31 protein-coding genes are annotated in these 25,565 nt (G+C 67.7%); 19 read left to right on the top strand and 12 right to left on the bottom strand.

The genetic code is table 11. The annotated features are described in order from the left end of the window. Positions 1–28: 28 nt before the first annotated feature. Genes AB0J62_RS19140 through AB0J62_RS19150 form a run of 3 tightly spaced genes read left to right on the top strand, consistent with a single transcriptional unit; the run spans position 29 to position 2,526 of the window. Positions 29–649 (top strand): helix-turn-helix domain-containing protein, encoded by a 621-nt coding sequence (locus AB0J62_RS19140; RefSeq protein WP_363872220.1) that lies wholly within the window; start codon positions 29–31, stop codon positions 647–649. Between the two features lie 16 nt (positions 650–665). Then, the gene (gene prfB / locus AB0J62_RS19145; RefSeq protein WP_363872223.1) at positions 666–1,787 is read left to right on the top strand and encodes a peptide chain release factor 2; all 1,122 of its coding nucleotides are present in this window, start codon (positions 666–668) and stop codon (positions 1,785–1,787) included. Then, positions 1,771–2,526: a pentapeptide repeat-containing protein gene (locus tag AB0J62_RS19150; protein ID WP_363872226.1), complete on the top strand. Its 756-nt coding sequence runs from the start codon at positions 1,771–1,773 to the stop codon at positions 2,524–2,526. Before prfB ends, AB0J62_RS19150 begins: the two co-directional genes overlap by 17 nt. Here AB0J62_RS19150 and AB0J62_RS19155 read toward each other — a convergent pair. After that, a complete protein-coding gene (locus AB0J62_RS19155) occupies positions 2,515–4,842 on the bottom strand; it encodes a polysaccharide lyase 8 family protein (RefSeq protein ID WP_363872229.1) in 2,328 nt (775 codons plus the stop codon). The two genes, AB0J62_RS19150 and AB0J62_RS19155, sit on opposite strands and share 12 nt — an antisense overlap. A 127-nt stretch (positions 4,843–4,969) precedes the next feature. Here AB0J62_RS19155 and AB0J62_RS19160 point away from each other — a divergent pair, with 127 nt between their 5' ends. After that, on the top strand, positions 4,970–5,977 hold the full coding sequence (locus tag AB0J62_RS19160; protein ID WP_363872232.1) for a GntR family transcriptional regulator: 1,008 nt from the start codon (positions 4,970–4,972) through the stop codon (positions 5,975–5,977). On the opposite strand, the gene AB0J62_RS19165 is transcribed toward AB0J62_RS19160, so the two are convergent. Beyond that, the gene (locus tag AB0J62_RS19165; protein WP_363872235.1) at positions 5,974–7,410 is read right to left on the bottom strand and encodes an MFS transporter; all 1,437 of its coding nucleotides are present in this window, start codon (positions 7,408–7,410) and stop codon (positions 5,974–5,976) included. The two genes, AB0J62_RS19160 and AB0J62_RS19165, sit on opposite strands and share 4 nt — an antisense overlap. Before the next feature lie 101 nt (positions 7,411–7,511). Between AB0J62_RS19165 and AB0J62_RS19170 the strand changes: the two genes are divergently transcribed. Next, on the top strand, positions 7,512–8,393 hold the full coding sequence (locus tag AB0J62_RS19170; RefSeq protein WP_363872238.1) for a helix-turn-helix transcriptional regulator: 882 nt from the start codon (positions 7,512–7,514) through the stop codon (positions 8,391–8,393). Here AB0J62_RS19170 and AB0J62_RS19175 read toward each other — a convergent pair whose 3' ends face one another. Beyond that, the gene (locus tag AB0J62_RS19175; protein ID WP_363872241.1) at positions 8,394–9,302 is read right to left on the bottom strand and encodes a LysR family transcriptional regulator; all 909 of its coding nucleotides are present in this window, start codon (positions 9,300–9,302) and stop codon (positions 8,394–8,396) included. Positions 9,303–9,375: 73 nt separating this feature from the next. On the opposite strand from AB0J62_RS19175, the gene AB0J62_RS19180 reads away from it, so the two are divergent. Beyond that, entirely contained in the window at positions 9,376–10,278 is a 903-nt protein-coding gene (locus AB0J62_RS19180) for an EamA family transporter (RefSeq protein WP_363872245.1), read from the top strand. Here the strand turns inward: AB0J62_RS19180 and AB0J62_RS19185 are convergent. After that, the gene (locus AB0J62_RS19185; RefSeq protein ID WP_363872248.1) at positions 10,267–10,911 is read right to left on the bottom strand and encodes a flavin reductase family protein; all 645 of its coding nucleotides are present in this window, start codon (positions 10,909–10,911) and stop codon (positions 10,267–10,269) included. The genes AB0J62_RS19180 and AB0J62_RS19185 overlap by 12 nt on opposite strands. A 143-nt stretch (positions 10,912–11,054) precedes the next feature. Between AB0J62_RS19185 and AB0J62_RS19190 the strand changes: the two genes are divergently transcribed. After that, positions 11,055–12,239, top strand: coding sequence for a serpin family protein (locus AB0J62_RS19190; protein ID WP_363872251.1), 1,185 nt, complete (start codon positions 11,055–11,057; stop codon positions 12,237–12,239). Here the strand turns inward: AB0J62_RS19190 and AB0J62_RS19195 are convergent. Beyond that, complete coding sequence (locus tag AB0J62_RS19195) at positions 12,220–12,768, bottom strand: TetR family transcriptional regulator (protein ID WP_363872254.1); 549 nt, start codon at positions 12,766–12,768, stop codon at positions 12,220–12,222. The two genes, AB0J62_RS19190 and AB0J62_RS19195, sit on opposite strands and share 20 nt — an antisense overlap. Beyond that, positions 12,743–13,174 carry an SRPBCC family protein gene (locus tag AB0J62_RS19200; protein WP_363872257.1) on the bottom strand — a complete coding sequence of 144 codons (432 nt, stop codon included), beginning with the start codon at positions 13,172–13,174 and terminating at the stop codon, positions 12,743–12,745. Before AB0J62_RS19200 ends, AB0J62_RS19195 begins: the two co-directional genes overlap by 26 nt. 84 nt (positions 13,175–13,258) lie before the next feature. On the opposite strand from AB0J62_RS19200, the gene AB0J62_RS19205 reads away from it, so the two are divergent. From AB0J62_RS19205 to AB0J62_RS19220, 4 genes are all read left to right on the top strand, one after another. Beyond that, a complete protein-coding gene (locus tag AB0J62_RS19205; RefSeq protein ID WP_363872260.1) occupies positions 13,259–13,453 on the top strand; it encodes a hypothetical protein in 195 nt (64 codons plus the stop codon). Position 13,454: 1 nt separating this feature from the next. Beyond that, the gene (locus AB0J62_RS19210; RefSeq protein ID WP_363872263.1) at positions 13,455–14,132 is read left to right on the top strand and encodes a PhzF family phenazine biosynthesis protein; all 678 of its coding nucleotides are present in this window, start codon (positions 13,455–13,457) and stop codon (positions 14,130–14,132) included. Positions 14,133–14,310: 178 nt separating this feature from the next. Continuing rightward, entirely contained in the window at positions 14,311–14,796 is a 486-nt protein-coding gene (locus AB0J62_RS19215; protein ID WP_363872266.1) for a hypothetical protein, read from the top strand. Between the two features lie 98 nt (positions 14,797–14,894). Continuing rightward, positions 14,895–15,281 (top strand): hypothetical protein, encoded by a 387-nt coding sequence (locus AB0J62_RS19220; RefSeq protein WP_363872269.1) that lies wholly within the window; start codon positions 14,895–14,897, stop codon positions 15,279–15,281. Positions 15,282–15,565: 284 nt separating this feature from the next. Here AB0J62_RS19220 and AB0J62_RS19225 read toward each other — a convergent pair whose 3' ends face one another. Beyond that, complete coding sequence (locus tag AB0J62_RS19225) at positions 15,566–15,742, bottom strand: hypothetical protein (protein WP_363872272.1); 177 nt, start codon at positions 15,740–15,742, stop codon at positions 15,566–15,568. Between the two features lie 258 nt (positions 15,743–16,000). Here AB0J62_RS19225 and AB0J62_RS19230 point away from each other — a divergent pair, with 258 nt between their 5' ends. From AB0J62_RS19230 to AB0J62_RS19250, 5 genes are all read left to right on the top strand, one after another. Beyond that, positions 16,001–16,477, top strand: coding sequence for a hypothetical protein (locus AB0J62_RS19230; protein ID WP_363872275.1), 477 nt, complete (start codon positions 16,001–16,003; stop codon positions 16,475–16,477). Positions 16,478–16,636: 159 nt separating this feature from the next. Further along, positions 16,637–17,098: a hypothetical protein gene (locus tag AB0J62_RS19235; RefSeq protein WP_363872278.1), complete on the top strand. Its 462-nt coding sequence runs from the start codon at positions 16,637–16,639 to the stop codon at positions 17,096–17,098. A 96-nt stretch (positions 17,099–17,194) separates the two neighbouring features. Next, a complete protein-coding gene (locus AB0J62_RS19240) occupies positions 17,195–18,037 on the top strand; it encodes a nitrilase-related carbon-nitrogen hydrolase (RefSeq protein ID WP_363872281.1) in 843 nt (280 codons plus the stop codon). A 12-nt stretch (positions 18,038–18,049) separates the two neighbouring features. Then, on the top strand, positions 18,050–19,456 hold the full coding sequence (gene hydA / locus AB0J62_RS19245; RefSeq protein ID WP_363872284.1) for a dihydropyrimidinase: 1,407 nt from the start codon (positions 18,050–18,052) through the stop codon (positions 19,454–19,456). 9 nt (positions 19,457–19,465) lie between these two features. Further along, positions 19,466–20,458 (top strand): TIGR03842 family LLM class F420-dependent oxidoreductase, encoded by a 993-nt coding sequence (locus AB0J62_RS19250; RefSeq protein WP_363872287.1) that lies wholly within the window; start codon positions 19,466–19,468, stop codon positions 20,456–20,458. On the opposite strand, the gene AB0J62_RS19255 is transcribed toward AB0J62_RS19250, so the two are convergent. After that, entirely contained in the window at positions 20,428–20,964 is a 537-nt protein-coding gene (locus AB0J62_RS19255; RefSeq protein WP_363872290.1) for a winged helix-turn-helix transcriptional regulator, read from the bottom strand. The genes AB0J62_RS19250 and AB0J62_RS19255 overlap by 31 nt on opposite strands. A gap of 29 nt (positions 20,965–20,993) precedes the next feature. Between AB0J62_RS19255 and AB0J62_RS19260 the strand changes: the two genes are divergently transcribed. Continuing rightward, positions 20,994–21,365 (top strand): VOC family protein, encoded by a 372-nt coding sequence (locus tag AB0J62_RS19260; RefSeq protein WP_363872293.1) that lies wholly within the window; start codon positions 20,994–20,996, stop codon positions 21,363–21,365. Between the two features lie 71 nt (positions 21,366–21,436). Here the strand turns inward: AB0J62_RS19260 and AB0J62_RS19265 are convergent, their stop codons facing one another. Then, a complete protein-coding gene (locus AB0J62_RS19265; RefSeq protein ID WP_363872296.1) occupies positions 21,437–21,844 on the bottom strand; it encodes a cytidine deaminase in 408 nt (135 codons plus the stop codon). A 210-nt stretch (positions 21,845–22,054) separates the two neighbouring features. On the opposite strand from AB0J62_RS19265, the gene AB0J62_RS19270 reads away from it, so the two are divergent. Further along, the gene (locus tag AB0J62_RS19270) at positions 22,055–22,258 is read left to right on the top strand and encodes a cold-shock protein (RefSeq protein ID WP_134104957.1); all 204 of its coding nucleotides are present in this window, start codon (positions 22,055–22,057) and stop codon (positions 22,256–22,258) included. Positions 22,259–22,341: 83 nt separating this feature from the next. Here the strand turns inward: AB0J62_RS19270 and AB0J62_RS19275 are convergent, their stop codons facing one another. The 3 genes from AB0J62_RS19275 to AB0J62_RS19285 form a co-directional block, all read right to left on the bottom strand. Beyond that, positions 22,342–23,613 carry a sugar ABC transporter substrate-binding protein gene (locus tag AB0J62_RS19275; protein ID WP_363872300.1) on the bottom strand — a complete coding sequence of 424 codons (1,272 nt, stop codon included), beginning with the start codon at positions 23,611–23,613 and terminating at the stop codon, positions 22,342–22,344. A gap of 93 nt (positions 23,614–23,706) precedes the next feature. Then, the gene (locus tag AB0J62_RS19280; protein ID WP_166679481.1) at positions 23,707–23,871 is read right to left on the bottom strand and encodes a hypothetical protein; all 165 of its coding nucleotides are present in this window, start codon (positions 23,869–23,871) and stop codon (positions 23,707–23,709) included. Further along, complete coding sequence (locus AB0J62_RS19285) at positions 23,864–24,247, bottom strand: hypothetical protein (RefSeq protein WP_350848217.1); 384 nt, start codon at positions 24,245–24,247, stop codon at positions 23,864–23,866. The genes AB0J62_RS19280 and AB0J62_RS19285 overlap by 8 nt, the downstream gene beginning before the upstream one ends. Positions 24,248–24,400: 153 nt before the next feature. Here AB0J62_RS19285 and AB0J62_RS19290 point away from each other — a divergent pair, with 153 nt between their 5' ends. After that, positions 24,401–25,450, top strand: coding sequence for a PfkB family carbohydrate kinase (locus AB0J62_RS19290; RefSeq protein ID WP_238159881.1), 1,050 nt, complete (start codon positions 24,401–24,403; stop codon positions 25,448–25,450). The last annotated feature ends 115 nt before the right edge of the window (positions 25,451–25,565 follow it).

Raw genomic sequence — 25,565 nt, forward strand, 5'->3', positions numbered from 1 at the left:
GTAAAGCAGATGCCCTACGCTGGGTGCAATGGAGGCAATGGAGCTCGGGCGGCGGGAACGCAAGAAGCAGCAGACGCGGCACGCCATCTCGGACGTGGCCACGCGGCTGTTCCTCGAGCGCGGGTTCGACGCCGTCACGGTTGCGGAGGTGGCGCGCGCGGCCGATGTCGCCGTACAGACCGTGTTCAACCACTTCCCGGCGAAGGAGGATCTGTTCTTCGACGAGTCGGGGTGGTGGCTGGGGCCGGCGCAAGCGATCCGGGAGGCGCCGGCGGACGCGGATCCGATCGATGTGCTCGAGGAGCATTACCTGGCCGGGACACGGGACCGGTTCGAGGTCGGGCATCTGGCGACCTGGAAGCAATTCGTCCGCACCATTGAGAACAGCCCGGCGCTGGAGGCCCGTCGCCGGTTGCAGGCTGCCGAGCTGGAGATCACGCTCACCGCGGCGCTCGACGAACGCGCCCCCGATCACCTGCGCAACCGGCTGATCGCAGCGCAGTACGCCGCCGCGCAGAAGGTCTTGGAGGAGCAGTTGATGCGCGTGCTGCCCGACCACGCGTCGCCGCAGGAGCTGGCCGCCGCGCAAACCGAGCTCGAGCAGGCGGTTACTCAGGTTTTCGCCGTTCTTCGTCGAGGTCTCGCCTGAGGTACGCTGTTTCGTTGTGGCTGGACTGGATTTTGACGCGGAGCTGAAGCAGCTCGACGTGACGATGACCTCGATCGAGAAAGTGCTTGATCTCCCCGCACTGCGCAAGGAGATCGAGGAGCTCGGCGAGCAGGTCGCTGCGCCCGACCTCTGGGACGACCAGGCGAACGCGCAGAAGGTGACGTCGCGGCTTTCCAGCCTGCAGGCCGACGTGGAGCGGGTGACCGCGCTGCGCAGCCGGGTCGACGATCTCGGTGTCCTGGTCGAGCTCGGCCGCGAGGAGAACGACGCGGACAGCATGGCCGAGGCGGAGAAGGAGCTCGGCTCGCTGGCCAAGGCGATCCAGTCCCTCGAGGTCCGCACGCTGCTGTCCGGTGAGTACGACGAGCGCGAGGCGCTGGTGACGATCCGTTCCGGCGCGGGCGGTGTCGACGCGGCGGACTTCGCCGAGATGCTGCAGCGGATGTACCTGCGCTGGGCCGAGCGGCACGGCTACCCGACCGAGGTCTACGACACGTCGTACGCCGAAGAGGCCGGGATCAAGTCGACCACGTTCGGGGTCAAGGCGCCGTACGCGTACGGCACGCTGAGTGTCGAGTCGGGGACGCACCGGCTGGTGCGGATCTCGCCGTTCGACAACCAGGGCCGCCGGCAGACGTCGTTCGCCGCGGTCGAGGTGGTCCCGGTGCTCGAGCAGACCGACGAGATCGACGTACCGGAAGAAGAGCTGCGGATCGACGTGTACCGCTCGTCCGGTCCGGGTGGTCAGAGCGTCAACACCACCGACTCCGCGGTCCGGATCACGCACATCCCGACCGGCACCGTGGTTTCGTGCCAGAACGAGAAGTCTCAGCTGCAGAACAAGGCCAGCGCGATGGTCATCCTGAAGGCCAAGCTGCTCGCGCTGAAGAAGGCCGAGGAGCGGGCCCAGCTCGACGCGCTGCGCGGTGACGTGGCCGGTTCGTGGGGCGATCAGATGCGGTCCTACGTCCTGCACCCGTACCAGATGGTGAAGGACCTGCGGACGCAGTACGAGTCCGGTAACACGTCCGGGGTGTTCGACGGTGAGATCGACGAGTTCATCGAGGCCGGCATCCGCTGGCGCCGCACCGGCCACACGGTTGCCGAGCAGAACTGACCTCAGGGCCGACTGCGCGAGCTGCGTCGGACTCTGCTGCATCGCGCTGACTTTCACGAAGTCGGCGGACTTCGCGCTGGACAAGCCCGCGGGTGAACCGTGCCCGAATCTCAGTGACGACTTCCGCTGCACGATCCACAAAAACCTGCGCAGTAAGGGCTTCCAGGGCTGCACGACGTACGACTGTTTCGGCGCCGGCCAGGAGATCACCAAACGCGGCCAGTCCGCGCCGGAGATGTTCGCGGCGCTACCGATCCTCCGCCAGCTGCACGAGCTGCTCTGGTACCTCGACCAGGTGCTCGAGTACGACGAGACCGCGCGCGAGGCGATCGCCCGCATCGAGGACGTCAGCCGTACGCCGGACCTCACAACCGTCGACGTGAACGCCGAACGCGCGGCCGTGAACGAACTGCTCCTCAAGACCAGCCAACGCATCCGCGGCAAACAGCCCAAGAAGAAGGAACACCGCGGCGCCGACCTGATCGGGGCGAAGCTCCGCGGCGCCGACCTGCGCAAGGCCAACCTCCGCGGCGCGTACCTGATCGCCGCGGACCTCTGTGCCGCCGATCTCCGGCAGGCAGACCTGATCGGCGCCGACCTCCGCGACGCCGATCTTCGCCGGGCAGATCTGACCGGCGCCCTCTTCCTGACCCAGTCACAGATCAACGCAGCCCGCGGCGATGACACGACCAAACTCCCGCCGGCCGTCGTGCGACCGGCGCACTGGTCACAGTCGTAGTGTCACGTACCGCGTCGAGCCGGCCGCTCCGGTCACATCGACGGTCACGTCGGCGCCCAGCAGCGTACGGCGAACTGTCACGCCCTCGTCCGCCTCGACCAGCCGCGCGCCAGGCGCGAGCAGGTGCAGCTGGAGCGACGTCGCGAGCTGGGTCGGGTCCGAGATGCCGATCCGAATGGTCGGTCCGTCGATCCGGCGAACGACTGAACACGGGTCGTCCGCAACCAGCCCACCGACCCGACCGGCCTGCCAGAAGTTCGCCAGCGTCAGACCGTGTCCGAGATCGAGTACGGCCTGCACCACCGTGGTGTTGCCGAGGATCACAACCCCTGGGTTGCGCGACAACGCCCTGGTCTGAGCGACCGATGCGCCCGGAACGACCAGATACCCGTACGACGCCCCCGCCGGATCCACCCCGTGATCCATCCACAGGGTCGCGTACCGCCGTGTGATCGGTGTCGTCGGGCCACCCGTGTTGATGTCCCGCCACGCCCCTGTCCGGGCCTCTCGCAACACGTGCACGTCCGCACCCGACGGGAACACGTAGCCGCCGACACCTTCCAGATGCGCCCATCGAGCGTCTTCGATCGTCGCCGTGTCGCCCAGCGCCGGGTCCTGTACCTGGCCGTCGACAGTCAGCGTGTTCGTCCCGTCGCTGTGCAGATTCCGGTTCTCCACGACGGTCTCCACCGGATGCCCGCTGGCGCCGGCGATACCGGTGCCCAGAGCGACGACGTAGCGGTCCAGGCAGAACCATGACTTCCGCGCGCGCATCGGCGAGGACGGCCCTTGCAGGTCCTGGCCGACAGCGGCGTACCCGTCGAGAGTGGTGCCGCCGACCCAGCTGGTCGTCGGCCGGGCCGCACCCCATTCGCCGCCGGCCTTCGGTGCGAGCGGCAACTTGTCGACCGTGATGCCGGGGAGACGAGTGCGATCGACGGTCGGCCAGAAGGCATCGGCGTACTGCCCGTTGTCGTGGTCGTACAGATAGGTCATCCCGGACCCGGAGTGCCAGCCCTGGTCGTTCTCGCCGTTGCCGCATTCGTAGTACGCGATCCGGCGGCTGGCCATCGAGATCGCGTACGCCCACCCGGACCGCCGGTGCACCGACCGGTCCATGCTCGCGAACAAGGTGTGCCCGTCCGCCTCGGCGGCCGGCTCCACACCCTGCACGGACTTGATCAGCGCCACCCGCGGAATGCTTGCCCCCGACAACATGTTTCCGAACGTGTCGCGCTCCAGCCAGCCGGCGACGGCGGCGCGCCAGGGGCCGGCCAGCGAGGCGTCGATCCCCGCGGCCAGGCGCAGGATCGCCTCGGCGGCGATGTAGGCGTCGTCGTGATCCGACTCGGTGCTGCGCGACACCGCGCGCCCGCGGACGAAGTCCATCATCCGCAGATCGTGGACGACCGGCAGGAACGTCCTGGCGACAGAGTCGAACAGGATCTGCCGCTTCGGGTCGGTCACCGCCCACGGCGAACCCGCCAGCAGCGCAAGCAGCTTCCCGAGGCCGCCCAGCAGCACCTGCCCGTAGGTGCCGGTGTACGCGACCCAGGTGTGCTGGACGAACGAGCCGTCACGGTAGAAGCCGTCGCCGGTCGTTACGTACTGCCAGACGTCGCTCAACCCGTCCCGTGCGTGTACGAGCCTCGCTTCGTCCTCGGTGACCAGCGCGCGGACGATGGCCGCCTGGCACAGGTCCACCCGATTGGCTCCCGTCGACACGACGGCGCGCGACGGCGGGAACATCTGGTACGGATCCGGCAGGAAGTGGTCGATCGCGGCGCAGTACCGCGCCCGGGCCTCGGCCGGCAGGACGTCGTACAGCAGGACCATCGTGTTCGCGAGCGGCTTGGTCGCACCGATCTCCCACGACCACCAGTTGCCGAACTCGGCCTGTCCGGGGTTGTAGATCAGCTGGTCCATCGACTCCAGCGCGGCCTGCACGTCGGCGAGCACACTCGCGCTGGAGTGGTACTGCGAACCCGGCGTCGCCCAAGCGGTGGCGAGTTGTTCCAGCCGGACGTACGTGTTCGCGACCGAGGGATCGGCGGTCAGCGGGTAGTCGGTGAAGACCTGTGTGCGCGATGCCGATCGGTCGAGCTTGGCGAGCGATGCTGTCGCGCCGGCGTCGAGGCGGGTCAGCGCAGCGGCGAAGTCGGGGTCGGACGGGTCGAGGACCGACCCGCCGGTGAGCGCGTCGGCCCATTTCCGGCGGAGAGCGGTGAAATCGGTGGGATCGGCGAACGCGCGGGGGCTCAGGGTCATGGCGGCGGCGGTGGCGGTCGAGGCGGCGAGGAACGTCCTGCGTTTCATGAGGTCTCCTGCAGTGGTGGCGGAATCACTGAGGCGCTGCTGACGAATGAGTCTGTGCCAAGTCATTCCCTTTGGCAACAGATTCATGCGAATGAATTTCCGGATTCACCCCGGTAGAGTCAGCGCTGTGACTGACGTCGTACGGGGCCAGAAGGCACGGCAACTGGCCGCTGAACTGCGCCGTGGGATCGCCGAGCTGCGCTGGCCGGGCGGCAAGCTGCCGACCGAGCAGCAGTTGGCCGCCGAGCAAGGCGTCAGTCTGAACACCGTGCGCCGGGCGGTCGACCTGCTGGTCCAGGACGGGCTGGTGTACCGCCGTCAGGGCTCAGGGATGTACATCGCGAGCCCCAGCACCGGTCCGCTGATCGGCGTCGCCGTGCCGTCGATGACGTACTACTACCCGCGGATCATCGTGGGGATCGAACGCGAATTGTCCGAGCACGGCGCGCAGATGCTGCTCCGCAGTACCGAGTGGGACTCTGCCGAGACCAGGTTGGCGATCGATGGGCTCGTCGGTGCCGGTGTTGCCGGCCTGATCGTCGCACCGGACACGGCCGAGTTCGAGGAGCTGGATCTGCCTGTGGTGTTGGTGGAGCGCGGACTGGAGGACCCGGCCACGCTGCACGAGTTCGTCGGTACCAACCACGCCGCGGGTGCTCGGCTGGCATTGAAACACCTGAAGGAGCTCGGGCACGCCCGGATCGCCTACCTTGAACGCACCAGCCCGCATACCGCGCCGCAGGTGCGGGCCGGGCTGGGTGACGTGCCGGTGCTGAGCCGTGCGCTCGACCGCTGGACGGGTGCGGACGTGGACCGCTTCTTGGCCGAGGTATCGCGGGAGCGGGTCACCGCCGTGATCTGCTTCGCGGACCGTGAGGCCAACCTGCTCCTCAACGTGGCGCTGGCCCATGGGATCGACGTACCGGGCGAGCTGTCGGTGATCAGCTACGACGACGAGATCGCCGAGCTGTCCGACGTACCACTCACTGCTGTATCGCCGGTGAAGCTGGAGGTCGGCCGCAGAGCGGTCGAGGTACTCCGGGCGCGCCTGGCGGACCCGGAGTCACCTCGTCGGCAGGAGTCGCTCGTTCCACGGCTCGTGGTCCGTGAGTCGACCGGACCAGCCCCGCGTTAGCGACTGCGGAGCTGATTAGTCACCGGGGTCATCAGTAGCGAGATCGCGGTGATGGCCAGAGCTACTGCGGCCAACGCACCACCCTGACCCCAGGACCTGCCCGCCAGCGACAGGTAGGCGGTGCCGACCGTGGCTGCGCCAAGCGCCAGGCAGGTCTGCTGGCTGGTCAGCAGGATGCCGCTACCGAGGCCTGCCTGCGCCGGCGGGACCTGACTGAGCACCACACCCATCAGCGGGACCATGACCAGCCCTGAGCCGAAGCCCGCGATCAGCATCGGCAGGGCGAGCTTCAGCGGGTTCACGTCGGGCCACAGGGTCAGCGCCGCGACCGCGAGTACGGCGTACCCGATGCCCTGGATGATCCACCCGCGGACGATCAGGCCGGCGCCGTACCGCACCTGGAGGCGTGGTCCGTAGATCGAGGTGATCAGGAACCCCACCGCCATCGGCAGCAGGCTCAGACCGCCTTCCAGTGGAGACATGTGCGCCTCGCCCTGGGTGGCGAGCGCGAACACGAACATGAAGCCGCCGAACGTCGTGAAGAACGCTACGGCCAGCAGGAGGCCGATCCGCATCGCCCGCAACCGCAGCACGGTCGGCGGGATCAGGGGAGACCGTCCGGTCTGCTCGGAGCGGTGCTGATGTACGCCGAGCGCCAGTACGGCCGGAATCGTCGCGGCCAGGCAGAGCCAGGTCCACAGCGGCCAGCCGAGCGGCCTGCCCTCGGTGAGCGGCAGGAGCAGGAGGACCAACGTCAGCGCGAGCAGTGCGGCTCCGACCAGGTCGACGCGCTGTGCCTTGCCGGCCTTGGTCTCCGGAATCAGCCGGATCGCTGCAAGCACGCCGACGACGCCGACCGGGACGTTGACGAGGAACACGGCCCGCCAGCCGAGATCGAACACATTCGCCTCGACCAGTACACCGCCGAGGATCTGGCCGAACGCTGCCGCGGCGCCGCCGGCCACGCCGTACATGGCCATGGCCCGGGCCCGGTGTTCGCCGGTGAGCAGGCTGGTGATCGTCGCCAGCACCTGCGGAGTGACCGCCGCGCCGGCCGCACCCTGGACGACGCGGGCGACCAGAAGTACGCCGATGCTCGGGGCGACGGCGCAGATCAGCGACATCACGGTGAAACCGATCAGACCGATCATGAACAGGCGTTTGCGGCCCAACTTGTCGCCGAGGCGGCCGCCGACCACGAGGAGGGTGGCGACGGCGATGCCGTAGCTGCCGACCACCAGTTGAAGCTCGCCCGAGGTGGCTCGCAGGTCCGAGCCGATCGCGGGCAGGGCAACGTTGATGACGAAGAAGGAGAGCATCGGCAGGAAGGCGCCGAAGATCAGAGTCGTGAGCGCCACCGGCCTCAGCGGCGCCGCGGCGGCCTGCGGCCGGGCGGGCGCTCCGGTGGTGGCGGCTTGGAGCTGGTCTGTCATGCGTCCAGCCTGAACGCGATCGGAGCCTGGTGGTGAGAGCCTGGTTATCCTATTACTCGCAGCACCTGGCACCAGGCTTGATCTGTGCCCATGATGGAACCATGACCACTGTCCCAGCCGCCACCGACAGAACCGTGACTGCCGAGCGGCGGGAGCTGGGCCTCTTCCTGCGCAGCCGGCGCGAGCGCATCCGGCCGGACGAGGTCGGGTTCGCACCCGGCGGCCGACGGCGTACGCCGGGACTGCGCCGCGAGGAGGTCGCGCTGCTCGCCGGGGTCGGCGTCACCTGGTACACCTGGCTCGAGCAGGGCCGCGACATCAACGTGTCCTCGCAGGTCCTGGACGCGATCGCGACGGCGCTGCGGTTCGACCGGCAGGAGCGCATCCACCTGTACCGGCTGGCCGGGAGCCGGTCCGGTCCTGCGCCGGGAGCGTGCTCGGCGTTGCCGCCGTCGGCGCAGAAGACCCTCGACGCGGTCTCGCCGTACCCGGCCGTGGTGCTGAACAAGCGGTACGACATCCTCGCCTTCAACGAGGCCTACTGCCGGGTCGTCATCGATCTGGAGAAGGTTCCGGTCGAGGACCGGAACCTGCTCTGGCTGAACTTCGTCTCGGATGAGTGGAACTGCACGTTCGTCGACGGCGAGTCGACCAGGCACCACATGGTCGCGGCGTTCCGCGCGGCATCGGCCGACCACCTCGGCGACCCGCTCTGGCAGGACCTGATCCAGAGTCTGCTCAGGATCTCGCCGTACTTCACCGAACTGTGGGAGCGGTACGACGTCGCAGCGCCGAGCACCCGGACGAAGATGCTGGAGATCGACGGGTTCGGGATCCTGAAGATGGATCCGATCAACCTGTGGCTGTCGCCGGCCGGGCCGCTCCGGGCGACCGTCTACACTGCGCTCGACGACGAGACCGAGGCCAAGCTTCGGCAGATCGTCGATGCACCGTCGGCGAAACCTGCCTTCCGGCACAGCTGATCAGGCCGTGTCGCGGTCGGGCCAGGCCGCCTTCAGGGTCTCCAGGGTCACGCTGATCGCCGGCCGGCGCGAGGTGGTCGTCCGCCAGACGGCGTATAGGCGGCGGGTCGGAGCCGGCTGCAGCGGTACGACGACCACGCCGGCTGGGACCGCGCCGCGGCCGAGACGCGGGAGCAGTCCGATGCCGATGCCGCGGGCAAGCATCGCGAGTTGGGTCTGGTACTCCGCGATGGAGAACGCGACCTCCGGCTCGACGCCCGCGCGGCGCATCGTCCGGATCAGCCATTCGTGGCAGATCGATCCGGCGGGCTGGCAGATCCAGCGTTCGCCGACCAGGTCCTCCGCGCGCACGAACTCCTTGCCGGCAAGACGATGCGACGCCGGCACCAGGACGTCGGCCGGATCCGTGCCGAGCTTTGCCCGCGACAATCCCTCCGGCAATGCGAGTGGCGTGTTGTGCCAGTCATGCACGACCGCCACATCGATCTCGCCACGGTTGACCGCCGCCACCGCCTCGAACGGATCGGTCTCCCGGACCCGGATGTCCAACCCGGCGTGATCGTGGAGGAGCCGCACCAGCGCCGCCGGCAGCAGCCCGCGCGCAGCGGTCGGAAAGGCCGCGATGCTGAGCGTCCCGATCACCTGTCCACGCTGCTCGTCCAGCGTCAGCTCGGCGTCCTCGACGAGCGCGAGAATCCGGGCCGCCGTCGACGCGAGCTGCTGGGCCGCGTCGGTCAGCACGATCCCGCGCCCCTGCCGCTCGATCAGCGTCGTCCGCGTCTCGCGCTCGAGCTTCGCCAGCTGCTGCGACACCGCGGAAGGTGTGTAGCCGAGCACCTCGGCCGCCCGGTTGACCGATCCGTACTGCGCGACCGCGTGCAGCGCGCGGAGCCGACCGAGATCGATCATGTAGCACTCCTACATCGAAGGCGGTAGAAATCGGTGCTGGTCCTTAAGTGTAGCGCCACCCACACTGGACCGCATGAAGCCTCGTGACCTGCTCCTCGCCCTCGCCGTCGTCGTTGTCTGGGGCATCAACTTCGTCATCATCGAGGTCGGTCTGGAAGGCGTTCCGCCGCTCCTGCTGTCCGCGCTGCGGTTCTTCTTCGCCGCCGTCCCGGCGATCTTCGTGCTCGGCAAACCCCGCGTCCCCTGGCGGTACGTCGTCGGCGTCGGGCTCGCGCTCGGCGTGGCGAAGTTCGGTCTGCTGTTCATCGCGATGGATCACGGCGTACCGGCCGGTCTGTCGTCGCTCGTACTGCAGGCCCAGGTGATCTTCACGGTCTTGTTCGCGATCGCCGTACTGCGGGAGCGTCCGCGGCCGGCGCAGCTCGCCGGCATCGTGATCGCGTGCGTCGGGATCGCGCTGATCGTGCTCGACCGCAAGCTGTCGGCCCCGGTCGGCGCACTGGTCCTCGTCCTCGTGGCGGCAGGCTTCTGGGGCGTGTCGAACACGATCACCCGGTACGCCAAGCCGCCGGACACGCTGCGCTTCATGGTCTGGGTGAGCGCGGTCGCCGTCGTACCGCTGCTGATCCTGTCCCTGATCACCGAAGGGCCGCGCGCCGACGTCGACGCGGTGCGCGACATCAACCTCAGCGGCATCGGCGCGATCGCGTACCTGGCCTTCGGCGCCACCCTGTTCGGTTTCGGGGTGTGGGGCTACCTGCTCCGGCAGTACGACGCGAGCACGGTCGCGCCGTTCTCGCTGCTCGTGCCGATCGTCGGGATGTCGGCCGCCTGGGTACTGCGCGGCGAGGCCGTCGGGCTGCAGCAGGGGATCGCTGCCGTGCTGGTGATCGGCGGCATGGCCTGCACGATCATCCGGCGCCGGACCCCGCGTGCCGTGGAGTCCGGCGATCCGGAGCTGACGTCAGTCGCCTGACCCGACTGCGATCGGCATCGGCGGCATCTGCCAGCCGCGCGCGAGCGAGGACGCGTACGCCGGGCTGCCGCCGGCGAAGTACTCGGTGAACTTCATGATCAGCGGGTCCCACCGCAGCGGGTCGATGTAGCGGTCGTTGCTCATCAGCAGGTCTTCGCGGACCCGCACGCGCTCGACCTTCATCTCCAGCGAGCACAGGTGCGAGTCCGGCCCGCCGATCTCGTTGATCGCCTCGATGCGTCCTTCGAGGTTGATCGGGCTCTCGACGACCGAATGCAGGTCGGACAACTCGCTCGGCTCGCGGGTCAGGCCGGCCGCGGCGAACTTGTCCGGCTCGTACCGGTACCCGCGTGCCCGCTTCGCGTCGGACATCTCCTGCGATCCGGTCAGTAGGGCGATCCGGTCGAGCGCGGGGACCATGGCCGGGTCGACCAGATTCAGGACGATCTCCGGCCGCTCGACGAGGTTCTTCACGGTCTGGGCGCTGGTCCCCATCCCGAGCATCGCGGTGTACCCGAGCCACCACGCCGACGACATCGGCGCGAGGTTCGTCGTGCCGTCGGGGTTGAGGGAGCTGATCAGGACAACCGGCGTACCGAAGTACAGGACCTTGGGCTCGACAGTTCGCTTCATGTGAATGGAACGGTGCGGAGGCGGAATGTGTGAGGATCTCCAGACCATCACATCCGGCCCGCCCGGGGCGCCGGCCGCCTGGGCGGGCGTGGACGTCGGTGATTGTGATGGCCTGGGGATCCGGGCGTGGCAGTGTGGTGGGTATGGATGCCGACGTGGTGCACGCAGTCACTGACCTCACCGCTCGCTGGGCTCGGAGTCTCCCGGCGGGCAACACCGTTGTGTCCGGCCTCGGGTTGTGGCCGCTGCTCGCGCTGCTGGCGACCGGGGCGGACGAGCCCGGGCGGAGCGAGCTTGCCGCGGCCGCCGGGGTGGACGCGGCGAACGGTTCGACCGACGCAATCCGGCTGATCGAGGCGATTGAAGCCTCCGCCGACCTGCACGCTGCGCTCGGTGTCTGGGTGAGTGAGCAGTTGAAGCTCGCGGAGTCGTTCGATGTCGTGATGCCCGCGCCGCTTGTCGGCATGCTCACCGGCAACCCCGCTGTGGACAAGCCGAAGCTCGACGCGTGGGCCGCGGAGCACACCGACGACCTGATCCGCGAGATGCCGCTCGAGCTCAACCCCGACGTACTCCTCGTGCTCGCGTCGGCCCTTCTGCTGCGCACGACCTGGGTCCGCCCGTTCACCGAGCAGGTACGGCGCGTGCCGGACGGCCCGTGGGCGGGTTCATGGCACTGGCTGGAGCGCGTCGACTCAGACCTCGACGCCGTACGCCGGTACGAGCATCCGTCGGCCGCGTGGCTCACGGTTGCGACGGTCGCAGGTGACGCCGACGTGGACGTGCTGCTGGGGATCGGGCAGCAGGGGACTTCGCAGGCCGACGTGCTGTCCGGCCTCCTGGACGTCCTCGCCCAGCCCGACGGCGGCGTGTCCGGACGGGCGTTGGTCGAACAAGGCGATCCGGGAGACGAGGTAGCCCCAGGCGTGCGGATCGGGCAGACCACGTCGGCGCGGCCGGATCTGAAGCTGACGTTGCCGTCGTTCAATGTCGAGGTCGAACACGACCTGATGGAGTCTCGTGAGCTGTTCGGCCTGACCGCCGTCACCTCGGATCCCGGTGATCACGGGCATTTCAGCGCACTCAGCCCGACCCCGCTCCGGGTCGGGCAGGCGAAGCAGAAGGTACTTGCGCGGTTCTTCGCGACCGGGTTCGAGGCGGCGGCCGTGACCGCGATGGCAGTGACCCGCGGCGCGATGATCACGACGAAGCAGCGTCGGCTCGAGCTCACGCTGGACCGGCCGTTCGCCTTCACCGCCGTACTGCGGGAGTCGCGGCTGCCGATCGTGGCCGGCTGGGTGGAGACGCCTACTCAACCGGGGCGCTGAACAGCCGGTTGAGCAGCGCGGACGCCTCGTCGACGCCCGCGTGATCGCCGGTCAGCAGCAGATCGAAGAGCAGACCGCGCGACGCCGCCAGACCGAGCCGCGCGTACGCCGGTGCCTCGTCCGCCGGGAGGCCCGCGCGGATACACAGCTCGATCAACGGCGGCAGCCAGACGTTGATCAGATCCGCCTTGAGCGACTCGGTGTGCGGCAGGTCCTGCATCGCGTGCGCGCTGAGCTCGAAGAACAGCGGACCGTAGATCAGCGCGGCCTCGGTGACCCGGCGCCAGAACAGCTCGTTCTGCTCCGCGACCGGGAGGTCGGTCGCCAGCACCTCGGCCAGCAGGTCGCGCTGTTGCTGCTCGACCGTGCGGACCACCTCGGCGAGCAGCCCCTCGCGCGAGCCGAAGTGGTAGATCAGCATCCGGTGACTGGTGCCGATCGAGGTCGCGATACTGCGCAGGCTGGCGTCGCCGATCCCGTTCTTGGCGAAATGCTCGACCGCGTCAGCCAGCAGACTGTCGCGACTCACTGATCTCCTTCAGCTTCTGGGTCTCGGTCGCGATGTAGCGCTTGGTCAGGCCCGCGTACAGCCGGCCGAAGAGCCAGCCGAGCGGACCTTCCTGGATGATCGTCGCGGTCGCGACCGTGCCCTCCGGCGTACTGATCACCCGGTGACCGCCGGTCGTCCTGATCCCCGGAGCGCGGGAGACCCATTCGAAGTACTCGCCGTCCTTCAGTTCGGTCACCTCCCAGATGGCGACCGGAAGCTTGGGCTGGCGGATGCGGGTGCGGGCGCCGATGTGGATGCGGCCGGCATCCAGCCGCTCGACGGAATCGACGGTCGGCGTCCACTCGGGCCACCGCTCGACATCGCTGAAAACCTCCCAGACCCGCTCTGGCGAGGCCTGGATCGTGCTGGAATGATCGAAGCGCATGTACCAAATGGTACATCAGGTCTGTGTGAGGCTTCGACGGGCGGTCTGCCGGGCCGATCCAGGCGGCAGGTAGGGTCTTGGGCCATGGCTGACCAGAACGTCCCGCAGAACGTCGAGAACGAGCAGGACCCGGGCGCGAACACGCAGATGTTCCGCGCGTTCGTCAACGAGGGCGCGACCGAGACGACCCGCGATCCGAAGATCAACGGCCGCGTGCTCGCCGTCATCGGCGCGGCGGTGCTGCTGATCGCGGTGATCGCCGCAATCGCTGTTCTCTGACTTGACCGCACTTCCCGTCGAGGTCGTCCACGTCTTCACCGACCCGGACGGCCGGTTCGGCAACCCTCTCGGCATCGTCGACGGCTCCCTCGTCGCCGAGCCTGACCGCCAACGCGTCGCCGCAGCCCTCGGCTACAGCGAGACCGTGTACGTCGACGACGCGGCGACCGGCACGCTCCGCATCTACTCCGCCACCGGCGAGATGCCTTTCGCCGGCCACCCAACCGTCGGCGCGGCCGCCTGGCTTCACTCAACCGGCCATCCCGTCGACACCCTCCACGTCCCCGTCGGCCCGATCGCCGTCACCCGCAGCGACGACCTCTTCTCCGTCCGCGCCGACACCACCTGGGGCAGCACCTGGGAGTGGCACCACCTCGCCTCACCCGAGGCAGTCCTCGCCGCCGACCCCACGACGTACGACGCCGGCCACACCTTCCTCTGGTCCTGGCTGGACGAACCCCGCGGCATCATCCGCGCCCGAGCCTTCGCCCCCGCCATGGGCGTCACCGAAGACGAAGCCACCGGCTCAGCCGTAACCCAACTAACCGCCCACCTAGCCCGCAACCTCCACGTCATCCAAGGCACCGGCTCCCACCTCTACACCACCCACCAACCCCCAACCCACGCCACAGTCGGCGGCCGCGTCCTCCCCGCCGCCCCGCGCACCCTCACGCTCTGACCAGCCGCGTGCACGGCTTTGGGCCGGGCGCAAGCGCTGCCGGCGAAGTCTGTCACTTGCTGCAACTTCGTTGACCCGCTGAGCGATCGTCAGCCTGCACTCAGCTTCCTGAGTGGCGCACCTCGGGCGTGCAGAACACAGGTGCCTTCGATCATGTGTTCTTCCTAAAGTACGTGCCATGACGGATGTGCTGAGCCCCGGGATCTGGCGGCGAGTCGGTCGGGGCAGGGTACGTGAGTTTCCTGCCCTGAAGGCTGAGGAGATCGGAGAGCTGCTGGCAGCCCTTCCGGCGGAGTTCGCTCCGTACCGGCTGGTATTGCACGAGCTCGTTCCTGGGCCTGAGCGCTACGTCCCGGACGCACGCCCGGTCGATCCGGCCCGGCTGGCCGAGCTGGTCACTGAGGGGCATTGGGACTACTTCATTGTCAGCGAACGGCTGTCGCCGGGGATCATCGCGAAACTGCCGGACGTCAGCTCGCCCACGCTGTCCCTGAATGGAGCCATCAACCTTCAGATCGGTGCCCGGAACCGCTTGGGCCCGGAAGCGCCGAGCCTCGGCATCGTCGCCAAAGTGGCAACAGAGGCCGGCGACTCCCGAACCCACGACGAGTACAACAAGATCTACAACGCCGCCCTCCGGGCCGCCCGCAAACTCAGCAGCTAGAAGCATGACCCGATTGGGCCGGAGACGTCCGGAACCCAGGTCGACCCAGTTGCCGGACGATTGCTGCAAGGGAACTTTTGATGTCGGCGGGAGGATGCGTGGAGCTTTTACCGCTGGGTTCGTTGGCGCCTGAGCGTGCCGGGAACGCGTGGTCGGTCGAGTCGCTGGACCGTTCGTCGGTCATGGAGGACGACTTGCGCGCGCGGGTTGCGAAGTACCTCGCGGCGTGTCCGGTGTTCCTGGCGTGGATGGAGTACACCCGCGATCTGATCGGTGACCGCTTCGGGGTCAGCGGTGGGTCGGCCATTGTGTCCGACGGGGTGTACTACTGGCGGCTGGATGCGGCGGAGTACGTGCGCGAGTACGGGATCGCAGTACCAGAGGCGGCTCTCAGGCATTTCGAAGCAGTTGGATGGCAGCCTCCGGTGTTCTCGCAAGAGCAGTACTTGGCGATTTATCGCTGCCTGGATGCACTTCTCGGCTGACGGGGTCAACTACTCACTAGCGCTCCACCGAACCCAACCGTCGGTGCCGTCCGTTCGGTAGCGCTCCCCGTCGTCGAAGCGCCGCTCCGCCAGCAACGCCGAACCCCGGCCGGCGCACGCCGGTACGGAGCGAGCAGTACCGCCAATTCGTCGTACCGAGCGTCGACCCGGCCCTCGCCGGGATGCGGGCCGGCCGAAGTCGGCGCAGCCTCGTAGCGCTGGTTCCATCGCACGAAGATCGCCCACGCCTCACGCTCCATTGCAACCAGGCCGGCGTCCGCAGGTCAAACGAAGTACTCGTCGAGCCGCTCCCAACTCTCGTACTCGTCCCGCTCGAAGTAGTGCGGCGCATCATCGATGTCGACGATCCCGGCCCGCGGCCCGTCCCACCACTCGAGCTCGACATACACGTGCGTGAACCCGTCCGCAACCAGGTCCGCTCGATCCCAGCCCTCCGCCACCGCCGCACCCTACCGATCGTCACAGCCACACTCCCACTCCGAACGCGGCCCCAAGAAGGCCGTCACTTTCGGAAGCCTCAGAGGCGCGATTCCCTTCTTATGGGTTTAACCGCTTCTAAGGTGATGAAGTGGAGTTCTCTGCTGTCGGATGCCGACATGATCTGGATCAGGTCCGATGATCCATCCGGGCCGGCCCGGAGTCGGCGGCACGACCCTCCACATCAATATCGGCAAGGTCAAGCACATTAGGGTCTTCCCGTGAGTCAGCATTTCGTTTACGACATCACTTCGGATGTCGACGGGCCGGCGTATCGCGAGCTTCTGGAGCTGTCGGCGGAGTTGTCCGGTGTGTTCGCACTCATGCTCCGCTCTGGCCCGTCTGACTTGTTTGAGTCGGGTCAGATGGTGCTTGATGGGTTGGAACCGTATGTGGAATCGAGGGACAGCGTTGGCGCCTGCCCCGGATCTCAGCTGTACGGCGACCAGACGTACGAGCGGTACCTGTACAGCGTCGGGCCAGAGTCCGTACGGGTCCTGGCCGAGTCGGCGTTGAGCCTGTTCGACTGGGTGAACCCGCGCTTACCGGAAGACTTGCATTTCCTGAGGACAGACGGCTCGATTGTGCTGGGGACGGTAGCGCAGGAGAACGACGGCTGGCTGGAACTCACAGACACGGAATGTCTGGCCCTCGAACCGAGATTGCCGCGAGAGATCCAACTCAGGAAGCGCGGATGAGTTCCGAGTGAGGGATGGGTGCCAGCCTGGTAACCACCGTCGACGAGCAGTTGGCCCGCTACCGATGCTGGATCGATACTCCTGGTGGCGAGCCCTCCTCCCCGGCGGTCCGGTTCGCTGAGATCGAGGAGCCCGTCGGCACTCGCGGATGCGTCCAGCGTGGTGTTCCGCCGCCAAGAAACCCGGATCGGAGTGAGAGCAATGCTGCTGACTTACGGGAAGCTCGATGTGAGCGAGCTTCAGGCCACGACGCAGGCGGACGTTCTGGTGGCAGTGGATGCGGGCTTCCGGGTGGTTGACGGTGATCGGGTGGTGTACGAGGAGCCATCGTTCCCGGTGGTGGAGTTGGCGTGGAGCCTGTTGAGGTGGCTGGATCAGCCTGCTCGAGGGGACTTCGTGTTCGATTCGATGTCCTTCGAGGAACTGGGCGCGCTTACCGTCCGCAGACAGGGAGCGGGATGGGTTTTCGGTTCGGTCTTTGTGCCTGATATCGCCAGTGATCCGGTGTCCTGGGGTGAGGTGGAGCGGTCCGTCCGTGCGTTCACCCGGAGGGTGACTGCCGACTTGTCTGCCGTCGGCCTCGATGCCACTGATGTGCTGCGGTACCCACCAGCCCGTTGACGGCTAGCCATTCTCTGACGACGGGGGACTGGGGCGTCCGTTGACTCTCTCCCGGGTCGGATGGAGGATGAGTGCTCGGCTACTTGGGGAGGTCTTGTGGCGGACGTTGTCAGGGCTGCTTTGGTGCAGACGGCGTGGACCGGGGACAAAGAGTCCATGATCAAGGCGCACGAGGACTACGCGCGGCAGGCGGCCGCGGCGGGTGCGAAGGTGATCTGTTTCCAGGAGTTGTTCTACGGGCCTTACTTCTGCCAGAAGCAGGACGCGGAGTACTACGAGTACGCCGAGTCTGTGCCGGGTCCCACCACCGAGCGGTTCGCGGCGCTCGCGCAGGAGCTCGGGATGGTGATGGTGCTCCCGGTGTACGAGCAGGAGCAGCCGGGCGTCCTCTACAACACCGCCGCCGTGATCGATGCCGACGGCACCTATCTGGGGAAGTACCGGAAGAACCACATCCCGCAGGTGAAGGGGTTCTGGGAGAAGTTCTACTTCCGTCCGGGCAACCTCGGGTACCCGATCTTCGACACCGCGGTCGGGCGAATCGGCGTCTACATCTGCTACGACCGGCACTTCCCGGAGGGCTGGCGCGCGCTCGGGCTGGCCGGCGCGAAGATCGTCTTCAACCCGTCGGCGACCAGTCGCGGGCTCTCGGCGTACCTGTGGAAGCTGGAGCAACCCGCGAGTGCGGTCGCGAACGAGTACTTCATCGGCGCGATCAACCGGGTCGGCATCGAGTCCGAGTTCGGTGACAACGACTTCTACGGCACGTCGTACTTCGTCGACCCCGAGGGCAAGTTCGTCGGCGAGGTCGGGCACGACCATGATCCGGAACTGATCGTCCGCGACCTGGACCTCGGCCTGCTGGACACCGTCCGCGACCGCTGGCAGTTCTACCGCGATCGCCGGCCGGACGCGTACGGAGACCTGACGAAACCGTAGAGGGGACCGCGAATGTCTTTGCTCGTCAAGGGTGGAACCGTCGTCGGACCGACCGGGACCCGGCTCGCGGACGTGCTCGTCGAGGGCGAGAAGATCGTTGCCGTGCTCGACCCGTCGTTCACGCCGACGATCACGGCGGACGAGGTGATCGATGCCTCCGGCAAGTACGTGATCCCGGGCGGGATCGACGCGCACACGCATATGGAGATGCCGTTCGGCGGTACGTCGGCCAGCGACACGTTCGACACCGGGACCCGCGCCGCGGCGTACGGCGGGACCACGACGATCATCGACTTCGCCATCCAGCGCACCGGCGAGGTCGTGCAGGACGGGCTGGCGGCGTGGCACGCGAAGACCGAGGGCGAGTGCCACATCGACTACGCGTTCCACATGATCCTCGGCGGCGTCGACACCGATGCGCTGAAGGCGATGGACCAGCTGGTCGCCGACGAGGGCATCACCAGCTTCAAACTGTTCATGGCCTATCCGGGCGTCTTCTACTCCGACGACGGGCAGATCCTGCGGGCGATGCAGACCGCGCGGGCCAACGGCGCGATGATCATGATGCACGCCGAGAACGGGATCGCGATCGACGTTCTCGTCCAGCAGGCGATCGAACGCGGTGAGACCGACCCGATCTACCACGGCATCACCCGCCCGGCCGCGTTGGAGGCCGAGGCAACGAACCGGGCGATCGCGTTGGCCGAGGTCGCGCAGGACTGCCCGCTGTACATCGTCCACCTGTCCGCGAGCCAGGCGCTGGCCAAGGTCGCGGAGGCGCGGGACCTCGGACGCAACGTGTTCGCCGAGACCTGCCCGCAGTACCTGTATCTGACGCTCGAGGACCAGCTCGGCGCGCCTGGTTTCGAGGGCGCGAAGTGGGTCTGCTCGACACCGTTGCGCAGCAAGCACGAATCGCACGCCAAGGACCTGTGGAAAGGGCTGCGGAGCAACGATCTCGCGATCGTGTCGACCGACCACTGCCCGTTCTGCATGAAGGATCAGAAGGAGCTGGGCATCGGTGACTTCTCCAAGATCCCGAACGGTATCGGCGGCGTCGAGCATCGTGTCGACCTGATCTTCCAGGGTGTTGTCGACGGCAACATCTCGCTCGAGCGCTGGGTGGAGACGATCGCGACGACGCCGGCCCGGATGTTCGGGCTGTACCCGCAGAAGGGCATCGTCCAGCCCGGTTCGGACGCCGACCTGGTGATCTACGACCCGAACGGTACGACGCGGATCGGCGTCGAGACCCATCACATGAACATGGACTACTCGGCGTACGAAGGGGTCGAGATCCAGGGCCGGGTGGGCACAGTGATCTCGCGCGGAGAGGTGATCGTGGCTGACGGCAACTACCATGGCCGCAAGGGCCGGGGGAAGTTCCTGAAGCGTGGCCTGTCGTCCTATCTGATGTAGGGGGAAACCGTGGACTTCGGTGTGGTGTTCCAGTGTGATCCGCCCGCGTCCACGGTCGTGGAGCTGGCCCGGAAGGCGGAGGACGCCGGGTTCGATTACGTGTGGACGTTCGACTCGCATCTGCTGTGGCAGGAGCCGTTCGTCATCTACAGCCAGATCCTGGCAGCCACGCAGCGGGTGATCGTCGGCCCGATGGTGACGAACCCGGGAACGCGGGACTGGACCGTGATCGCGTCCCAGTTCGCCACGCTGAACGAGATGTTCGGCAATCGGACGATCTGCGGGATCGGCCGCGGCGACTCCGCCCTGCGCACGCTCGGCGCGAAGCCCGGGACGATTGCCGAGATGAAGCAGTGTGTCGAGGTCGTACGCGCGTTGGCGCGCGGAGAGACCGTCGAGTACCGCGGCCAGCAGCTGAAGTTCGCGTGGGTCGACAACGGTGCGCTGGACGTCTGGGTAGCGGCGTACGGTCCGCGCGCGCTGGCCGCGACCGGGGAGGTCGGTGACGGCTACATCCTGCAGCTGGCGGATCCCGATATCGCCGAGTGGATGATCACCGCCGTACGGCGGGCCGCGGAACAGGCGGGCCGCGATCCGATGGCGATCAAGTTCTGCGTCGCGGCCCCGGCGTACGTCGGCGACGACCTGGAACACCAGCGTGAACAGACCCGCTGGTTCGGCGGCATGGTCGGCAACCACGTCGCGGACATCGTCGAACGCTACGGGTCCACCGGCGCCGTACCGAAGGCGCTCACCGACTACATCGAAGGTCGCAAAGGCTACGACTACGCCGAACACGGCCGCGCCGGCAACACCCACACCACCTTCGTCCCCGACGAGGTCGTCGACCGCTTCTGCATCCTGGGCCCCGTCGAGAACCACCTCGCCCGCCTCAACCAACTCAAGGACCTAGGCGTAGACCAGTTCGCCCTCTACCTCCAACACGACGCCAAAGCCCAAACCCTCGCCGCCTACGGCAAGGACATCATCCCGACCTTCTGAGCCGCGTGCGCCAGCCGGAGACCTGGGGTGGTGGCGCGGTAGGTGGTTGTGGGTGGGTAGGTGGCGGTGACGGTGCGGGTGATGAGGGCGGCTGCTTCGAGGTCTTTGAGGGTCAGGGTTAGCGCGCGTGGGGTGACGGCGGGTAGTGCGCGGCGGAGCTCCGAGAAGCGGTGTTCCTCGGTCAGCAAGGTGAGGGTGGGCAGCGACCACTTCTTCAGGCCTACGTCGGTGACGCCTAGATCCTCGAGGAGGTCCGTGAGTGCGGCGGCGTCCGCGCCGAGTTGTGGATCGCTCAGCAGGTACTCCGGGCGCAGCGGGTGACCCTTGCCGGGGTTGCGCTGGATCAAGCCGGTCTCGGTGAGGAACGCCAGCGTTCGGCGGAGCGACTCGCGGCTCACGCCCAAGGTGTGGCTGAGGTTCACGAACCGTCCGCCGTGGCCGCGGTGGAGTTCGGCCAGCACCGGGACGGCCCAGCGGAAATGGACCAGGGGCGCAAGCGTTGACACGAAAGTAAGCTTAGTATAAAAACAGGACTATGGGCGGGATCGAGTACGACGGGCGCGCGGTCTGCGCGCTGGACGTTTCCGACCTGGAGCGAGCCGTGCAGTGGTACGAGCAGGCGCTCGGCTTCGAGGTCGTACACCGGCTGGAGTCCTGGGGCTGGGCCGAGTTGAGTACGCCGTTGCCCGGGATCTCGATCGGCCTCGGCCAGGTCGAGGAGCCGAAGACCGACGGCGGGGTCGTGGTCACGTTCGGCGTCCGCGACATCGACAAGTCACGCGAGCATCTGGAGTCGCTGGGCACCCGCTTCGACGGCGAAACGCGGCAGATCGCCGACGAAGTCCGCCTCGCGACGTTCTACGACCCGGACGGCAACGCCTTCATGCTCGCCGAGAGGCTGGTGTGAGCGCACCGCCGCGCCCGGGCCTGTAGAGCCTGACGCTGGTCCTGCTTCGCCACCCGCATGAGCGGACGGGATCACGGTGACCAGTGATAGGCGCCGGGTAGCAGCTCGGTGATGGATAGCGTGCCGGGGCCGGCCGGTCCGGGCAGGATGACGCGGATGTCCGGGTGGTAGTCGAGCAGGACCTGGCGGTCGCGGCCGCACGGGGCGACGACGCCGCGGCCTTCGTTGCCTACAGCCACGATTGTCGTCAGCTCGCGGGCGCCCGACGCGCGAGCGTGGCCGAGGGCAACCAGTTCGGCGCAGGGTCCGCCGGTGAAGTGGTAGAGGTTGATGCCGGCGTACATCCGGCCGTCGATACCGCGGACCGCGGCACCCATGGTGTGGACGCCGTCGGGTCCGTCGGTGTTCGCGTCGACCGTCCGGCGGGCCAGTTCGATCAGTTCACTGTCGTCGTCGGTGAGCGGTTGCAGGGAGTGCATGCCGTCTACCCTGCCACGCCCAACCCACGCCCGACCCGCGCCGGATGGAACAAATCGGGTCCAAGCGTGGTTGGATGTACCAGGTCTAGTTTCAGTAGCTGTGGTTTATCTCGATCTTTCCTTGCGAGAGATGGTCTGCCGCGCCGGTGCGACGAACGCCGGGCCTGCCGCGACCGCGGTGCGCCTCATCTCCGACAAGGGAGCAACAACATGGCACAGGGAACTGTGAAGTGGTTCAACGCCGACAAGGGCTTCGGCTTCATCACCGTCGACGGCGGCGGAGCGGACGTTTTCGTCCACTACTCCACCATCCAGACCGACGGGTTCCGTAGCCTCGACGAGAACCAGCGGGTCGAGTTCGACATCGCCCAGGGCCCGAAGGGTCAGCAGGCGGAGAACGTCAAGGTCGTCTGACTCCGAAAGCCGCGGTCCCTCGCGTAGGGGTCGTCTGACTTCGAACAGCCGCGGCCCCTCGCGTAGGGGCCGCGGCTTTTTCGTCAGCCGGCGATGCGCTTGAGCTCCGCCTCGGTGACGGCGCGAACCTTCTTGATCTCCGCGGCCGGGTCGGCCCCGCTGCGGATGATCCGGTTCAGCGCGTCGGAATACGCCGTACTGGCCTTCGGTGACCACAGCATCGGGTTCTGCGGGCGGCCGTTCTCGTTGAGCAGCTTGACCGCGTCGGCCGCCGGGCCGGACTTGAGCTTGTCGGCCTTGCCGGCCAGGCTCTTGCGGGCCGGGACGTGGAAGCCGTACGACTGCGCGAAGTCGAGCTGGTCGTCGGTCTGGTCGACCCACAACCACTTGATGTACTTCTTCGCCGCGTCGATGTTCTTCGACTTCGCATTCACGCACGCGCCGTAGGCGCCGACGGGCACGCTGGCCTCGCCGGTGGTCGCATTGAGCTTCGGCCAGGGGAGTACGCCGTAGTCGCCCGGCAACGCCTTCTCGATCACGGGAAGCGTCCACAGCCCGGTGAACTGCATCGCGGTCAGCCCCTGGGTGAAGGCCGCCGGGTCGGACCAGTCGGTCGGTGCCCCGAGCAACAGAACCTTCGAGGTCCAGAGCTCGCGCAGCTTGCTCAGCGACTCGGCCGCGAGCGGGTCGTCGAACCCGAACTGGTTGTCGGCGGTCAGGTAGTCGAGTCCGGCCGACCACAGCGCCGGTCCACCCAGCACGCCGACGCCGCCGTCATTGCCGACGAACAGGCCCTTCACCTTGTCGTTGGTCAGCTTCTTCGCGGCGGCCAGCAGTTCGTCGACCGTCTGCGGCGGCTGTACGCCGGCCGCGCTCAGCATGCTCTTGCGGTAGACCATCAGCTGCATGTCGATCACCTGCGGGATCGCGTACAGCTTGCCCTGGTACGACATCCGCTCGACCAGCGCCGCGTTGAAGTCGTCCTTCGCGTCACCCAGGATGCCGCTGAGGTCGACGACCTGACCGCCCTTGATCATGTCGATCGTCGGACCGTTCGGGTACTCGAACGTGTCCGGCCCCTGATTGGTGAGCAGCGCAGTCGAGGCCTTCTTCTCGTAATCGCCCGGCGACCACTGGATCGTCACGGTCGCGTCCGGGTAGGCCTTCGCGTACTTCTCGACCGCCTGCTGCGTGCCCGCTTCGCCGTACTGGTGGTACCACTGCTGGAGCGTCGGCTTGTCGCCGCTACCGCTACTCGAGGGCCGTCCACTGTTGGAACCACATCCGGCTACGGCCATCGCCGCCAGCCCGGCCCCGAACCCCAGCACCCGCCGCCTGCTGATCCCACCGCTCATCACACCGTCTCCAGTCCCGCACGGTCCCACAGCCCGTGCGCACCCGCTGACTCTACGTCGGCGGTGGGGCTTCGAAGACGGTAATTCCAGGGATCAGGCGGGGGCCGGCGCGGCGCCGGCGCCGTTGTCCGGCCGGGCGCCCGCGATCCGCGCGACGCCGGCATCGGGTTTGCGGCCGGCCCTGCGGGCAGCCTCGACATGCAACCGGGCCAGCTCGACGGCCTGGCGGGAGACCTTCACGGTCTTCTTCTCAGCCATTGTCACTGTCTCCCTCGACGACCTCGATGTCTGCATCCGCAATATCAGCGTACGCGGCCGCGCCGACCCGGTCGATCGCTACGGCCGCGGTCAGCGCGGCGACCAGGTCGTAGTCCTCCGGCTGTAACAGCTCCGAGCGCATCAGTGAGCGCAGCGTCACCACACCGGCGTCCGTACCCGCGTTGTCCTCGCCGTCGAGGATCTGCTCGACCGCCCAGCGGACCATCCGCATGGTCTCCTCTCGGTGCCGCCAGGTATCGAGCTCGCGGTCGGACTTGCGGACCAGGTACGACCCGAGGAAGACGCCGCCGAGCGCGAGCAGCGGACTGAGCACCGTCATCACGACGCCGACGATCGAGATCCAGGTGGGGATCACCTACGCGCCTCCCAATTCCGGCTAACTTGATGGTTTTGACCGGCCGATGGTGCTACGAAGGAGCATCCCACCCGCCACGACAACACCGGCCAACCCCGACACACCCCGACACACCGGCAGACCTGACCCAGGATGACAAGGAGCGGTGTCACCGTGACCGACGAACCCGAGATGTACGACGTGTTCGTACAAGGGACCGTGTTCTACGACATCGTGATGACCGGCCTGGAAACCGCCCCGACCACCGGGACCGAGATCTTCGCGGAAGGCATGGGCTCCTGCCCGGGCGGTGTCGCGAACTTCGCGATCGCGGCCGCGCGGCTCGGCCTGAAGAGCGGCCTGGCCGCCGTCTTCGGCGACGACGTGTACGCCGACTTCTGCTGGCGGACCCTGGCCGATCAGGAGGGGGTGGACCTGTCCCACTCGCGGCGGATCGGCCACTGGCACTCGCCCGTCACGGTCTCGATGTCGATCGACCGGGACCGGGCGATGGTCACGCACGCCCACGAAGCGCCCGGCGATCCGAGCAAACTGGTCGGTCCCGGCCTGAAGACGCGGTCCGCGATCGTGCCGGTCGCCGACGAGTTGCCCGGCTGGACCGTCGAGGCGCGGGAGTCCGGTGCGCTGCTGTTCGGTGATGTCGGGTGGGACCCGACGGACGAGTGGTCCCCGGCCGTCCTCGACGTACTGGAAGGTTTCTACGCGTTCACTCCGAACGCCACCGAGGCGATGGCGTACACGCGGACCGACACGCCGAAGGCCGCGCTGCACAAGCTCGCCGACCGGGTCCCGCTCGCGGTCGTGACGAACGGCGCGGACGGCGTACTCGCGATCGACTCGACGACCGGTGAGGAGGAGCAGGTGCCGGCGCTGCCGGTCCGCTCATACGACCCGACCGGCGCCGGCGACGTCTTCCTCGCGTCCTTGGTTCTCGGCACGCTCCGCGGCTGGCCGCTGGCCCATCGGCTGGCGTTCGGCAACCTCTGCGCGGGCCTGTCGGTCCAGCATTTCGGCGGATCGCTCGCGGCACCGGGATGGGGCGACATCATCGACTGGGTCCGCGATCACACCCGGCACCGCCCCGGCGAGGTCGACCCGGCCGTCCTCCAGCACTACACGTTCATCGGCGACGTCCTGCCCGAGGGGCCGGTCCCGATCGTTCGCCGGGCGTCGGCGACCATCGCGCGCCAGTCCGACGCCTGACACAGCCGTTTCAAACGCACCGGGTATCGGACGCGCCCGCACGGACCGGCAGGCCTGGTCCGCGGCACGCCCGGGAACGCCTAGACTGATCGCCGGCCGCTCCGGTGGCGTACGG

The sequence above is a fragment of the Kribbella sp. NPDC049584 genome (genome assembly GCF_040675555.1).
In the GTDB taxonomy this organism is placed as follows: Bacteria; Actinomycetota; Actinomycetes; order Propionibacteriales; family Kribbellaceae; genus Kribbella.

Coding starts and splice junctions, on each gene's coding strand:
- AB0J62_RS19140 (WP_363872220.1), top strand. CDS start 29: ATGGAGGCAATGGAGCTCGGGCGGCGGGAACGCAAGAAGCAGCAGACG.
- AB0J62_RS19155 (WP_363872229.1), bottom strand. CDS start 4,842: ATGAAACGCAGGACGTTCCTCGCCGCCTCGACCGCCACCGCCGCCGCC.
- AB0J62_RS19165 (WP_363872235.1), bottom strand. CDS start 7,410: ATGACAGACCAGCTCCAAGCCGCCACCACCGGAGCGCCCGCCCGGCCG.
- AB0J62_RS19170 (WP_363872238.1), top strand. CDS start 7,512: ATGACCACTGTCCCAGCCGCCACCGACAGAACCGTGACTGCCGAGCGG.
- AB0J62_RS19175 (WP_363872241.1), bottom strand. CDS start 9,302: ATGATCGATCTCGGTCGGCTCCGCGCGCTGCACGCGGTCGCGCAGTAC.
- AB0J62_RS19180 (WP_363872245.1), top strand. CDS start 9,376: ATGAAGCCTCGTGACCTGCTCCTCGCCCTCGCCGTCGTCGTTGTCTGG.
- AB0J62_RS19185 (WP_363872248.1), bottom strand. CDS start 10,911: ATGAAGCGAACTGTCGAGCCCAAGGTCCTGTACTTCGGTACGCCGGTT.
- AB0J62_RS19190 (WP_363872251.1), top strand. CDS start 11,055: ATGGATGCCGACGTGGTGCACGCAGTCACTGACCTCACCGCTCGCTGG.
- AB0J62_RS19200 (WP_363872257.1), bottom strand. CDS start 13,174: ATGCGCTTCGATCATTCCAGCACGATCCAGGCCTCGCCAGAGCGGGTC.
- AB0J62_RS19205 (WP_363872260.1), top strand. CDS start 13,259: ATGGCTGACCAGAACGTCCCGCAGAACGTCGAGAACGAGCAGGACCCG.
- AB0J62_RS19215 (WP_363872266.1), top strand. CDS start 14,311: ATGACGGATGTGCTGAGCCCCGGGATCTGGCGGCGAGTCGGTCGGGGC.
- hydA (WP_363872284.1), top strand. CDS start 18,050: ATGTCTTTGCTCGTCAAGGGTGGAACCGTCGTCGGACCGACCGGGACC.
- AB0J62_RS19260 (WP_363872293.1), top strand. CDS start 20,994: ATGGGCGGGATCGAGTACGACGGGCGCGCGGTCTGCGCGCTGGACGTT.
- AB0J62_RS19265 (WP_363872296.1), bottom strand. CDS start 21,844: ATGCACTCCCTGCAACCGCTCACCGACGACGACAGTGAACTGATCGAA.
- AB0J62_RS19270 (WP_134104957.1), top strand. CDS start 22,055: ATGGCACAGGGAACTGTGAAGTGGTTCAACGCCGACAAGGGCTTCGGC.
- AB0J62_RS19275 (WP_363872300.1), bottom strand. CDS start 23,613: ATGAGCGGTGGGATCAGCAGGCGGCGGGTGCTGGGGTTCGGGGCCGGG.
- AB0J62_RS19280 (WP_166679481.1), bottom strand. CDS start 23,871: ATGGCTGAGAAGAAGACCGTGAAGGTCTCCCGCCAGGCCGTCGAGCTG.